The organism is Roseococcus sp. YIM B11640 (assembly GCF_049727625.1).
Lineage (GTDB): Bacteria > Pseudomonadota > Alphaproteobacteria > Acetobacterales > Acetobacteraceae > Roseococcus.
Genome location: NZ_JBBJOZ010000002.1, coordinates 750,929 through 763,009 on the forward strand (window position 1 = coordinate 750,929; position 12,081 = coordinate 763,009).

The window sequence follows — 12,081 nt, forward strand, 5'->3', positions numbered from 1 at the left end:
CACTTGGACAAGACGGTCCGACCAGGCAGGATGGACGCAAGATGAAGGAGGAACACATGAGACTGTCCCGCCGGGCGCTGCTCGCGACCCCCGCCCTGCTGCCCGCCGGCGCCCTCGCGCAGGGGGAATGGCCGCAGCGGCCCATCACCATGCTGGTGCCCTTCGTGGCGGGCGGCCCCTCCGATATCACCGCGCGCGTCATCGCTTCCAAGCTGAGCGGGATCCTGGGGCAGAGCGTCGTGGTCGAGAACCGGCCCGGCGCGAACGGCGCGGTGGCCGGACAGGTCCTGGCCCGGGCGCCCGCCGACGGCTACACGCTCATGACCGGCTCGATCGGCGTCTTCGCGATCAATGCCGCGTTGCGTCCCAACCTGCCCTACAATCCGCTGCGCGATTTCCAGACCGTGACGCTGGCAGTCACGACGCCCAACGTGCTGATCATCAATCCGGCCAAGGTCCCCGCGACGGACTATGCCGGCGTGCTGGCCTGGCTGAAGGCCAATGGGCGCAACGTCTCCTACGCCACCTCGGGCGTCGGCTCGTCCGAGCATATGACGATGGAGCTGTTCAAGCTGCGCGCCGGGGTCGAGGCGACGCACGTCCCCTACCAGGGCGGCGCCGCGGCCGCGACCTCGCTGATCGCGGGCGATACCGAGCTGACCTTCCAGAACCTCTCGGGCGTCGCGGCGCATATCCAGGCGGGCCGTATCAAGCCGGTGATGGTGACGAGCGAGCGCCGCAATCCGACCATCCCGGACGTGCCCACGGCGGCCGAGGTGGGCCTCAGCGACTTCGTCGTCACCTCCTGGCAGGCCACCATGGCGCCGGCCGGCCTGCCCGCGCCGGTGCTGGCGAAGCTGGAAGCCGGCTGCATCCAGGCGCTGCGCCATCCCGAGAGCGTCCAGCGCCTCAGCCAGATCGGCTTCGATGTGGTGGCGAGCAGCGCCGCCGAGTTCCGTCGCTTCCAGGAGGCCGAGATCGACCGCTGGAAGACCGTGGTGGACCGCGCCAACATCCGCGCGGAATAGGAAGCCCTTGATTTAACGCAAGGCGGGCCTTCCAGCCGGCGCCTAGGGGACATGTCGCAGCGGATCGCTGCGACATTTCTGAAGGTCCCGGAAGATGAGGATAGCGAGCTATGCGGCAGCGGCCATGCTGCTGCTGGGCGCAGGTACCGCCGCCGCGCAGGACGCGCCGCGCGGCAAGAATGCCGGCGATGTGGTGATCGGCTTCGGCGCGATCGGCGTGCTGCCCACCAATGGCGGGCATGTCGGCCGCATCGGCGGCACGCCGGAGGCGAGCAACAGCGCGAGCCCGCAGCTCGACGTCAGCTACTTCATCACGCCGAACATCGCGCTGAACCTCATCGCGGCGACCACGCGGCATGACGTGAGCGTCGCCAACTCGGCGCTCGGCCATGTGCGGCTCGGCCATGTCTGGGCGCTGCCGCCGACGCTCACGGTGCAGTACCACCCTTTGCCCCGCGCGCGGCTTAGCCCCTATGTCGGGGTCGGCCTCAACGTCACCTGGTTCTACGGCGAGGGCGGGACGCTGACGGCGCCGGTGAACCGCGTGCGGATCGACCCTTCCGTCGGCGTCGCGCCCAATATCGGCGTGGACTACGAGGTTGCGCCAAACTGGCTCGTCAACTTCGACGCCAAGTGGATCCTGATGCAGCCGGATGTCAGCGTGAACAGCGGGCTGATCCGCGCGCGCGCCGACATCAATCCCTTCGTGATCGGCGCCTCGGTCCGCTACCGCTTCTGATGCGGCTCATGCCGTCGGCCTTTCGCCCGCTCGCACGCCGGACCGCCGGCTGGCCGCATGCCGCGGCCCGGGCAGCAGAGAATGCCTCTCGCCGATGGTATCACTCGGCGGCGATGGCGGGCGTCAGCGCCGCGCGGCACGCCTCGGGGCCGAGCCGCGCGGTGAAGTCGCCGAAGCCCTCGCCGCCCGTGCGGCGGGCGGCCCAGGCCGTGATCAGCGGCGCCAGCGTCTCGCCGATGCGCGCCAGAGGCACCTTGTCGGCGAGGGGGAAATTCAGCCGCGTACCGGCGAAGTCGCCCCCCACGAAGAGCGTGTAGAGGCCGGGTGCCCGGCCCACCACGCCGATATCGCCCTGGTAGGGGCGCGCGCAGCCGTTGGGGCAGCCGGTCAGGCGCAGGCTGATCCGCTCGCCGCCGAGGCCCACGCGGCCGAGTTGCGCCTCGACCTGCTCCAGCACCGGCTGGCGCACGCGCTCGCCCTCGGCCAGGGACTGGCCGCAGGTGGGCAGCGCCACGCAGGCCAGCATGTTCCGCGCGACCGGCGAGAATGTATCGGGCATCGGCACGCCATGGGCCCGCAGCAGCGCGTCCAGCGCCTCGCGATCCTCCTCGCGGATGTCGGAGAGCAGCAGGTCCTGCTGAGGCGTCGCGATGGGGTTGGCGCCGAAGCGCGCGGCCGCCTCGCGCAGGGCGGTGCGGAGACGAAGCTCGCCGCGATCCGCGATGCGCCCGGCGGGAATGTGCAGGCCCAGCCACCAGCGCCCGTCGCCCTGAGCGTGCCAGCCCAGGTGCTCCGGGATCTCGAAGCGCGGCAGCGGCGGCGCGGGCAGGAGCTCCCGGCCCAGATCCTCGGAGAGGCGGGCGCGGGCCCATTCCACGCCCTTCTCGGCCAGGACGTATTTCAGGCGGGCATGCTTGCGGTCCGCGCGATCGCCATGGTCGCGGGAGAGACGCACGACGGCCTCCGCCACCTCCAGCACCTCGTCAGGGCCGATCAGCGCCACGGCATCGGCGATGCGGGGATAGGTCGCGGGCTTGTTGTGCGTCATGCCCATGCCGCCGCCGATGGTCACGATCCAGCCCGTGAGCGCACCCTTCCCGTCAGTCACCGCGACGAAGCCGAGGTCGTTGGCCAGCACGTCCGGCGTGTTGTCGGCGGCGTGGGCGAGGGCGATCTTGAACTTCCGCGGCAGGTAGGTGGGGCCGTAGAGCGGCTCGGTCTCGGGCGCCTTGGCCGCCTCCTCGCCGAGGAAGATCTCGTGATGCGCGCGGCTCTTGGGCAGAAGGGCGGAAGAGAGGCGGCGCGCCTCGGCCTCCAGCCGGGCATGGATGGCGTCGCGCCGGGGCGCGGGGCTGGTGATGACGTTGCGGACCACGTCGCCGCAGGCCGCGAGGGTGGTCAGCAGGGCCGCGTCGACGGCCGCGATGCTGCCTTTCAGATTTTCCCGCACGATGCCGTGAAATTGAACGCCCTGACGGGAGGTCAATCGCAGCGTGCCGTCGGCATGGGTGTCAGCAAGGCGGTCCAGCGCGATCCACTGCTCCGCCGTCAGCCGCCCCGCCGGTGCCCGGACGCGGACCATGAAGGACCAGTCCTTGTCCTCGCCGGCCTGCTTGCGCTCGGTCGCAGTGTCCCGATCAAATTGCTCATAGGTCCCGTGGAATTTCAGAAGCGTGTAGGATGCCTCCGAAAGTCCACCTTTTTCACCGGCGTGCCCGATTTCCTCGGCGATCGGGCCGCGGAGGCCTGCGCTCTCCGACTTGATGATTTCCGCGCCGCTGACCTTCATCGGGGCCGCCTCCTGATGCACTAGACACGGTGAAATCACGATTATACGATCATATCAAGTGTCAAACTGGGATTTGGACGCGCCATGGATGTTGATCTGGATTCAGCCCTCGGAGGCCGCTTTTTCGCGCCGGGCGAGGTCTGGCTGATCGGCGCCGGCCCAGGCGACCCCGACCTCCTGACGCTTCGCGCCGTCCAGGCACTCGGCCAGGCGGATCTCGTGCTGCATGACGCCCTGCCCGGCCGCGCCGTGCTGCGCCATGTCCGGCCGGGCGCCGAGATCGTGGCCGTGGGCAAGCGGAAGGGCGCCGCCCCCGTGTCCCAGGCCCGCATCAACGCCCGGCTCGTGGCGGGGGCCCGCGCGGGCAAGCGCGTCGTGCGCCTCAAGGGCGGCGATCCCTTCATCTTCGGGCGCGGCGGCGAGGAGGCCCTGGCCTGCGAGGAGGCGGGCATCCGCTGGCGGATCGTGCCGGGCGTGACCTCGGGCCTCGCCGCCCCCGCCGCCGCCGGCATTCCCCTCACCCATCGGGGCACCGCCTCGGCCGTCACCTTCCTTACGGCCCATGGCGAGGACGGCGCGCTGCCGGAGATGGATTGGGCCGCCCTGGCCCGCACGGGCGGGACGCTCGCCATCTTCATGGGGCTGTCGCGCCTCGACGAGCTGGCGCTGCGGCTGCTGGCCGCCGGGATGGCTCCCTCCACCCCGGTCGCGCTCGTCGCCCAGGCCACGCTGCCCGGCGAGGCCGCGCTTCACACCACTCTGGGCACCTGCACGCTCGACGCCCGCCGCGCCGAGCTACCGACGCCCACCATGATCGTCATCGGGCAGGTCACGCGGGTGCTCGCGGACCGGGTCAGAACCACGGGGAGACTGGTGCGCCATGCCGGTGCTTGAGAGCGGCTTCGCGCCGCAACACGACGCCTGGCCCATCGAGGCCGAGGATCAAGACGCCCCCAGCGAGCTCTGGCTGCCCGCCTGGGACGTTTCGCTGATGAGCATGGCCGCCCTTGTCTTCGTGGCGGCGGCTCACTTCTTCACCTGACAAAGGATAGCGCCATGACACTGCAGACCGGCATCCCGCTCACCCTGGGCCAGGTCGCGCCCGATTTCGAGGCCGAGACGACCCAGGGCCCCATCCGCTTCGGCGACTGGGCCAGGGATTCCTGGGTGGTGCTATTCTCGCATCCCAAGGATTTCACCCCCGTCTGCACCACGGAACTGGGCGAGGCCGCGCGCCTCAAGCCGGAATTCGACAAGCGCGGCGTGAAGGTTATCGGCCTCAGCGTCGATGCGCTCGACCGGCATGACGCCTGGGCGGAGGACATCCACCAGACCCAGGGCCACGCGCTGAACTTCCCGATGATCGCGGACCCGTCCCGGCACGTCTCGCAGCTCTACGGCATGATCCATCCGGACGCCGATCCCTCGGTGACCGTCCGCACGGTCTATGTGCTGGACCCGGCCCGCAAGGTGCGCCTGACGCTGACCTATCCGCCCAGCACCGGGCGCAACTTCGAGGAAGTGCTGCGCGTGATCGACAGCCTGCAGCTGACCGACAAGCACAAGGTCGCGACCCCGGTGAACTGGCAGAAGGGCGGCAAGGCCATCATCGTCCCCTCGCTCTCGGACGAGGACGCCGCGAAGCGCTTCCCCCAGGGCTGGAAGGCGGACCGGCCCTACCTGCGCTGGGTCGAAGTCGCGGAGTGAACTCCGGCGCGCTGGCCTCCGGGCCAGCGCGATCCGTCAGGCGGCCTGGCTGAGGCCCAGCTCGTCCAGCGCCGCGCCCACGGCGGCGATGCACTTGTGCATGTCAGCCGCGCCCACATCGCCGATGGCACCGATGCGGAAGCTCGGCTGGGTGCTGGTGTAGTAGCTGCTGATCATGACGTCGTGGCGCTTCAGCGCCTCGCAGAAATCGGCCAGCACAAAGCCCGCGGGCTGGTGGAAGGTGACCACGATCGGCCCCTGCTCCGCCTCCTCCACATAGGGCTTAAGGCCGAGCGCCTTGAGGCCCCGGTAGAGGATGTCGGCATTGGCGCGGTAGCGCGCGAGGCGCGGCTCGCGCCCGCCTTCGGCATCGAAGCGGTCCAGCGCGACGTCGAGCGCGCGCAGGCTCTGAACCGGGCCGGTGAAGCGCAGGCTGCCCGGGCCGTTGGTATTCGTGTTGGCCAGCACGTCCGAGAGATCGAGGCTCCAGGAGCCCGCATTGCCGGAAGCGGCCTCGGTCGTGTCGATGCGCGCGACCGCGAAGCTGAAGCCCGGCAAACCCTCCAGGCACTTGTTGGAGGTGAAGATGACCGCGTCTATCTCCGGCTGCCTCGAGAGGTCCAGCGGCAGGGCGCCGAAGGCCGAGACCGCGTCCACGATCATCCGCCGGCCGGCCGCGCGTACGGCGGGGCCGATCACGGCGGGGTCGTTCACGATGCCGCTGCCGGTCTCGCTGTAGATCATCGCTACATGGCTGCATTCGGGATGCGCGGCCAGCGCGGCCGAGATCTCCCCGGCCGTCACGCCGCGGGTGTCGGGCACCTCCAGCTCCACCACCACGCGCCCCGCGAGGCGGCCGAGCTTCACGGCGCGGCCGGCATATTGCCCGTTCACCGGCACCAGCAGCGCGCCGCCGGCCGGGACGTAGGTGCGGATGGCCGCTTCCATGATCATGTGGCCCGCCACCTGCAGCGGCAGGGTGACGTGCACGCCCTCCACGCCGCCGGCGATGGCGCGGATGCGGTCACGCAGGCGCGTGTAGAAGGGCCGGAAGGCCGAATCCCAGGGGGCGATGTCCTCGGCCATGGCCGCGCGCACGGAAGGGTGCGTCTGAACGGGGCCGGGGGTGAGAAGCAGCATGGGCAAAAGTCCTGTTCGAGCATCCCGAATGCCCGAAATCCGCCGTTTCGGGAACCCGGCTTCGACTCGCCCCTGGTTTGCACTAGCTTCGGGCCATGGCCGATGCGCGCGTTACCGCGGTGATCGTCGCCTCCGCGCTGTTCATGCAGAACCTGGACAGCGCGGCGGTCGTCACCGCCCTCCCCTCCATGGCACGCGACCTAGGGGAGGAGCCGACCCGGCTAGGCGTGGCCATCACTTCCTACCTCGTGGCACTGACGGTCTTCATCCCCGTCTCGGGCTATATCGCCGACCGCTTCGGGGCCAAGCGGGTCTTCCTCATCGCCATCGCCTTGTTCGGGCTCGCTTCCTCGGCCTGCGGCTTCGCCGACAGCCTGACGGAGCTGGTGGTGGCGCGGGTCGTCCAGGGCATGGCGGGGGCCATGATGGTGCCGGTGGGGCGCCTCCTCCTGCTCAGCGGCATCCGCAAGGACGAGATGCTGACGGCCATGACCTGGCTGACCATGCCGGCCATGATCGGACCCATTTCCGGCCCGCCGCTGGGCGGGCTGCTGACGGACCTCTGGGGCTGGCGCAGCGTCTTCTGGATCAACGTGCCTGTCGCGATCATCGGCATCGTCATGGTCGCCTGGAAGATCGAGCCCCTGCCCCGCACCGACCCCGGCCCGCCCGACGTGAAGGGGCTGACGCTGGTGGGCGCGGCGCTGGCCACGCTGATGGCGGGCATCGAGACCATCGGGCGCGGCATCTTCCCCACGGGCTGGCCGGAGGGGCTGGTGCTGGTCGGCCTGCTCCTGACCGGCTGGGCCATCCACCATTGCCGCCACGCGGAACGCCCGGCCATCGACCTGACGCTGCTGCGGATCCCCAGCTTCCGGCACTCCACCATGGCTGGCAGCCTCTTCCGCAGCGGCGCGGGCGGCGTGCCCTTCCTCGTGCCCATGCTGCTCCAGGTCGGCTTCGGCTGGAGCGCCTCGCAGGCCGGGTTCGTCGCCTTCGCGACGGCGGTGGGTGCCTTCTTCATGAAGCCGCTGACGCGCCCCATCCTGCGTCGCTTCGGGTTCCGGACTGTGCTGATCGTGAACGGGCTGCTGGCGACGCTCGGCGTCGCGTCGGGCGCCATGTTCACGCCGGACTGGCCCATCCCGGCCATGTTCGCCGTGCTGGCCCTGGGCGGCCTGTTCCGTTCGCTGCAGTTCACGGCGCTGAACACCCTGGCCTTCGCCGATGTCTCGCGCGTGCAGCTCAGCTCCGCGACCAGCTTCTACGGCACGGCCCAGCAGCTGGCGCCCGCCATCGGCGTGGTGCTGGCGACCGGCTCACTGGAACTGTCGCGCCACATCACGGGGCATGGCGCGCTCCAGCCCTCCGACTTCACGGCGGCGTTCCTGATCGCGGCGGCGGTCGTGGTCATGGCCGTGCCCTTCGCGGCGGGGCTGCCGCGCGACGTGGGCTCGGAGGTGAGCGGGAAGAAGCCGCTCACCGCCTCGGATGCTACTCCGCCGGAGCCGCCACAGGCACCGCCCCCCGGCCGCGGCTGAACTTCCGCGCCAGCCCGTCGAAGCCGAGATAGAGCACCGGCGTCACGAAGAGCGTCAGCACCTGCGAGACCGCGAGGCCGCCGATGACGGCGAGGCCCAGCGGCTGGCGCAGCTCGGCCGCCGCGCCCCAGCCGGCCGCGATGGGCACGGCGCCGGCGGCGGCCGCCAGCGTCGTCATCAGGATCGGGCGGAAGCGCAGCAGGCAGGCCTGGCGGACGGCATCCAGTGGCGTCTCGCCGCTGCGCTGCCTTTGCAGCGCGACGTCCACGATCATGATGGCGTTCTTTTTCACCAACCCGATCAACAACAAGGTGCCGATCACCGCGATCACCGAGAGATCGAGGCTGAACCACCACAGCGTCGCGAAAGCGCCCAGCGCCGCCGCCGGCAGGCCCGACAAGATGGTGAGCGGGTGGATGAGCGACTCATAGAGCACGCCCAGCACCACATACATGATCAGCACCGCCGCGATCACCAGGAAGCCCTGGCCCGCGAGCGCCTGCTGGAAGACCTGGGCCGAGCCGGTGAAGCCCGTCACGATGGTCGGCGGCAGGCCGAGCTCGCGCTCCACGGCGCGGATGGCGTTCACCGCATCGCCCAGCGCCACGCCCGGCGGCGTGTTGAAGCCGATGGTCACCGCGGGCAGCTGCCCCTGGTGGCCCACCGTCAGCGGGCCGGAGCGCCGCTCGATCGTCGCCAGCGCCGAGAGCGGCACCAGACGCCCCGTATTGGAACGGAGGTACAGCTTGGAGAGGCCGGACTCGTCCCGCTGGTCCTCCGGCAGCGCCTCCAGGATCACCGGATAGGCATTGGCCTGGCCGTAGATCGTGGAGATCTGCCGCGCGCCGAAGGCGGAGAAGAGCGCGAGCCGCACCTGGTCCACCGACACGCCGAGCGCGGTGGCGCGGTCACGGTCCACGTTCACGAGCACCACGGGGCTGTCGAGCTGCAGGTCCGTGTTCACGTCCTGGAGCTGCGGCACGCGGGAGAGCGCGGTCTCGAGCCGCGGCGCCCAGTCGTAGAGCTCATCCAGCCGCAGGCCCTGGAGCGTGTAGAGGTAGAGCGTGCGCGACTGGCGGGCGCCGAAATTGATGTTCTGGATGGGCTGCACGAAGACGCGCATGCCCGGCACGGAGGCGGCCTCGCGCCGCAGCCGCTGGATCACCAGCTGGATGTCGGGCCGCTCGGCGCGAGGCTTCAGCTGGACGAAGAAGCGGCCCTGGTTGATCGAGGCCGAGCCGCCCACCGCGCCCACGGTCGAGACCACGGCGTCGGTATAGGGATTGCGCGCGAAGATCTCCGCGACGCGGCCCTGCATCTCGGACATCGCCTCGATGGAGGTGCCGCGCGGACCTTCGGTGTTCACCTGCAGCAGGCCCGTATCCTCGATCGGGAAGAAGCCCTTGGGGATATGGACGGCGAACCAGCCGGCCGCGGCGACCGAGCCCATGAAGACCAGCCAGGTCACCAGCCGCATGCGCAGCGCCCAGCCCAGAAGATAGGCATAGGTCTTCTCGATCGCCACGAAGCCGGCCTCGAGCGTGCGGTCCAGCCGACCGGGCTTGCCATGCGCGGGCATCTTGCTCGCCATCAGCGGCGTCAGCGTCAGCGAGACGACGCAGGAGGCGATGACGGCCAGCGAGACCGTGGCGGCGAAGGCGTTGAACACGCGCCCCACCACGCCGCCCATCAGCAGGATGGGCAGGAAGACCGCGATCAGCGACAGCGTGATGGAGAGAACGGTGAAACCCACCTCCTTGGCGCCGCGCATGGCGGCCGCTACGGGGTGCATCCCTTCCTCGACATGCCGGACGATGGCCTCCAGCACCACGATCGCGTCGTCCACCACAAGGCCGACGGCGATGGTGAGGCCCAGCAGCGTCACGTTGTCGATGCCGTAGCCCATCACGTACATCAACCCGAAGGTCATGCAGAGGCTGATGGGCACCGCGATCGAGGGGATCAGCGTGGCGGAGACGCGGCGCAGGAAGAGGAAGCAGACCAGCACCACCAGGCCGATGGCGATGACGAGGCTTTCCTGCACGTCATGCACGGCGGCCCGGATGGAGACCGAACGGTCGAGGAACACGCCGATCTCAGCGCCCGGCGGCAGCGCAGCGCGCAGCGCCGGCAGGCTGTTCCGCACCCCGTCCACCACGTCCACGGTGTTGGCGTCGGGCTGGCGGAGCACGGCCAGAACCAGGGCACGCTCGCCATTTCGCCAGCTCAGCACGCGCTCGTTCTGCACGCCGTCCGCCACACGGGCGATCTCGCTGAGCCGCACGGGAGCGGAAGCCCGGCCGGCGACGACGAGGTCGCCGAAGGCCGCCGCGTCCTGCGGCTGGTCGTTGGCGCGGAGCGTCAGCTGCTGCCTGGGCCCGGTCAGCAGGCCGACCGGGGTGTTGGAGTTCGCCGCCGCGATGGACTGGCCCACCGTGTCGAAGGCGAGGCCCATGGCCGCGATGCGGTCAGGGTCCAGCCGGACGCGCACGGCATAGAGCTGCTCGCCCCAGGTCTGCACCTGGGCCACGCCCTGCACGCGGCTCAGCGCCGGGGCGACGATGGTGCTGGCGACGTCGTTCAGCCGGTACAGCGGCGTGTCGCCGCCGCTCAGCGTCAGCAGCAGGACGGGGGCATCCGCCGGGTTCACCTTCCGGTAGCTCGGCGGGATGGTCATCTCGATGGGCAGGCGGCGCTGGGCGCGGGTCATCGCGGCCTGCACGTCCTGCGCCGCGCTGTCGATGTTGCGGCCGAGCTGGAACTGCAGGGTCAGGTTCAGCGTGTCCTGGCCGGAGACGCTGCTCATGCTGTCCAGGCCGGCTATGGTGCTGAACTCGCGTTCCAATGGCAGTGCGACGGAGGTTGCCATCGTCTCCGGGCTCGCGCCCGCGAAGGTCGCGAAGACCTGGATGACGGGGAAGTCCACGCGCGGCACGGCGGCGACCGGCAGGCGGGTATAAGCGACGATGCCCGCCACGACGGCGGCGGCCGTCAGCAGGCAGGTCATGACCGGTCGGCGGATGCAGAGCTCGGATATGTTCATCGGGCGGTCTCCAGCGCCGAGACGCGCGGATTGGCCGAGCTTGTCCTGTTCCTTTCCTCCACCCTCGATCCATCCACGACGCGCTGCGCGCCATCGACGATCACCTTCTCGCCGTCGGCGATCTGGCCCCGGACCACTGCCCGGTCACCCACGATCCGCATCACCTGAACGGAGCGGCGGCGGGCCGTTCCCTCGTTCATCACGAAGACATAGCGGCCCTGCTGCCCTGTCTGGATGGCGGCGCTGGCGATGGTGATGGCGTTCTCCTCCATCGCCGGGGTCAGCACGATCTGCACGTACTGGCCAGGCCAGAGGCGGCCATGGTCGTTGTCGAAGCGCGCCTTCAGCATGATGGTGCCCGTCGCGACGTCGACCTGGCTGTCCACGAAGACGAGTTCGCCCGCCACGGGCTGCTCGGTGTCGCCGTCCGCCTGGGCGCGCACGGGAATGGCCCGGCCGGCATTCGTGGCCCGGCGGATGGTGGCCAGCCAGCGCTCGGGCACGTTGAATTGCACCAGAATGGGGTTGGTCTGGGTGATGGTTCCCATCGAGACGTTCTCGGCTTGGCGCACGAAATTGCCGGCGCGCAGCGGCAACGAGCCCAGAACGCCGTCCACCTCGGCGACGATCTGGGCGAAGTCGATGTTGAGCCGCGTCTGGGAAATCAACGCCTGGGTCGCGAGTACGTTCGCGGCGGCGGCGGCGGCATCGGCCTGGGCCTGCTCGAACCGCTGCTGGGAGGCATAGCTCTCGCCGCGCAGGCTCTGGTAGCGGGCCGCGTCGAGCTGCGTGCGGGTGGCGAGGGCCCGCGCGCTCTGCAACTGAGCCTCCTGCTGCGCCAGTAGGGCCTGGTTCAGCCGTGCGTCCAGCGTGAAGAGCGGTTGGCCGCGCCGCACGACCTGCCCTTCCGATACATGAACCTGATTGATTTGCCCGTCGACTCGCGTTCGTATGGTGACGACGCTTTCGGACTGGACGGTGCCATTGGCCATGATCTCGACCGGCACCGTGCCCACCACCGCCGCATCCGTCGTCACAGGGGCCGCTTGCTGAGCAAGCGCCACAGGGGCAAGCCCAGGGAACGCGAACAGCAC

The 12,081-nt window shown here is 70.0% G+C and carries 10 protein-coding genes; 6 read left to right on the plus strand and 4 right to left on the minus strand.

All coding sequences use genetic code 11. The features are described 5' to 3' along the window. Positions 1 to 56: 56 nt before the first annotated feature. Together WJM96_RS11050 and WJM96_RS11055 are read left to right on the plus strand one after the other, a co-directional pair. Positions 57 to 1,028, plus strand: a complete 972-nt coding sequence (locus tag WJM96_RS11050) for a Bug family tripartite tricarboxylate transporter substrate binding protein (RefSeq protein ID WP_424812544.1) — start codon at positions 57 to 59, stop codon at positions 1,026 to 1,028. Between the two features lie 94 nt (positions 1,029 to 1,122). Continuing rightward, a complete protein-coding gene (locus WJM96_RS11055) occupies positions 1,123 to 1,767 on the plus strand; it encodes an OmpW/AlkL family protein (protein ID WP_424812545.1) in 645 nt (214 codons plus the stop codon). A gap of 100 nt (positions 1,768 to 1,867) precedes the next feature. Here WJM96_RS11055 and WJM96_RS11060 read toward each other — a convergent pair whose 3' ends face one another. Continuing rightward, complete coding sequence (locus WJM96_RS11060; RefSeq protein ID WP_424812546.1) at positions 1,868 to 3,556, minus strand: NADPH-dependent assimilatory sulfite reductase hemoprotein subunit; 1,689 nt, start codon at positions 3,554 to 3,556, stop codon at positions 1,868 to 1,870. 84 nt (positions 3,557 to 3,640) lie between these two features. On the opposite strand from WJM96_RS11060, the gene cobA reads away from it, so the two are divergent. From cobA to WJM96_RS11075, 3 genes are read left to right on the plus strand one after another with little or no spacing between them, the layout of a single operon-like run. Next, the gene (gene cobA, locus WJM96_RS11065; protein WP_424812547.1) at positions 3,641 to 4,450 is read left to right on the plus strand and encodes a uroporphyrinogen-III C-methyltransferase; all 810 of its coding nucleotides are present in this window, start codon (positions 3,641 to 3,643) and stop codon (positions 4,448 to 4,450) included. Continuing rightward, positions 4,437 to 4,598 (plus strand): hypothetical protein, encoded by a 162-nt coding sequence (locus WJM96_RS11070; RefSeq protein ID WP_424812548.1) that lies wholly within the window; start codon positions 4,437 to 4,439, stop codon positions 4,596 to 4,598. Before cobA ends, WJM96_RS11070 begins: the two co-directional genes overlap by 14 nt. A 32-nt stretch (positions 4,599 to 4,630) precedes the next feature. After that, positions 4,631 to 5,263, plus strand: coding sequence for a peroxiredoxin (locus WJM96_RS11075; RefSeq protein WP_424813094.1), 633 nt, complete (start codon positions 4,631 to 4,633; stop codon positions 5,261 to 5,263). A 36-nt stretch (positions 5,264 to 5,299) separates the two neighbouring features. On the opposite strand, the gene WJM96_RS11080 is transcribed toward WJM96_RS11075, so the two are convergent. Next, complete coding sequence (locus WJM96_RS11080; protein ID WP_424812549.1) at positions 5,300 to 6,403, minus strand: 2-aminoethylphosphonate--pyruvate transaminase; 1,104 nt, start codon at positions 6,401 to 6,403, stop codon at positions 5,300 to 5,302. Positions 6,404 to 6,498: 95 nt separating this feature from the next. On the opposite strand from WJM96_RS11080, the gene WJM96_RS11085 reads away from it, so the two are divergent. Continuing rightward, positions 6,499 to 7,944, plus strand: coding sequence for an MDR family MFS transporter (locus WJM96_RS11085; RefSeq protein ID WP_424812550.1), 1,446 nt, complete (start codon positions 6,499 to 6,501; stop codon positions 7,942 to 7,944). On the opposite strand, the gene WJM96_RS11090 is transcribed toward WJM96_RS11085, so the two are convergent. Next, entirely contained in the window at positions 7,898 to 10,987 is a 3,090-nt protein-coding gene (locus WJM96_RS11090) for an efflux RND transporter permease subunit (RefSeq protein ID WP_424812551.1), read from the minus strand. The genes WJM96_RS11085 and WJM96_RS11090 overlap by 47 nt on opposite strands. Beyond that, positions 10,984 to 12,024, minus strand: coding sequence for an efflux RND transporter periplasmic adaptor subunit (locus WJM96_RS11095; protein WP_424812552.1), 1,041 nt, complete (start codon positions 12,022 to 12,024; stop codon positions 10,984 to 10,986). The genes WJM96_RS11090 and WJM96_RS11095 overlap by 4 nt, the downstream gene beginning before the upstream one ends. Positions 12,025 to 12,081 lie beyond the last annotated feature (57 nt).

Excerpts from the sequence above, each read along its gene's own strand:
- WJM96_RS11090 (WP_424812551.1), bottom strand. The coding sequence starts at position 10,987 with ATGAACATATCCGAGCTCTGCATCCGCCGACCGGTCATGACCTGCCTG.
- WJM96_RS11070 (WP_424812548.1), top strand. The coding sequence starts at position 4,437 with ATGCCGGTGCTTGAGAGCGGCTTCGCGCCGCAACACGACGCCTGGCCC.
- WJM96_RS11080 (WP_424812549.1), bottom strand. The coding sequence starts at position 6,403 with ATGCTGCTTCTCACCCCCGGCCCCGTTCAGACGCACCCTTCCGTGCGC.
- WJM96_RS11060 (WP_424812546.1), bottom strand. The coding sequence starts at position 3,556 with ATGAAGGTCAGCGGCGCGGAAATCATCAAGTCGGAGAGCGCAGGCCTC.
- WJM96_RS11055 (WP_424812545.1), top strand. The coding sequence starts at position 1,123 with ATGAGGATAGCGAGCTATGCGGCAGCGGCCATGCTGCTGCTGGGCGCA.
- WJM96_RS11050 (WP_424812544.1), top strand. The coding sequence starts at position 57 with ATGAGACTGTCCCGCCGGGCGCTGCTCGCGACCCCCGCCCTGCTGCCC.
- cobA (WP_424812547.1), top strand. The coding sequence starts at position 3,641 with ATGGATGTTGATCTGGATTCAGCCCTCGGAGGCCGCTTTTTCGCGCCG.
- WJM96_RS11085 (WP_424812550.1), top strand. The coding sequence starts at position 6,499 with ATGGCCGATGCGCGCGTTACCGCGGTGATCGTCGCCTCCGCGCTGTTC.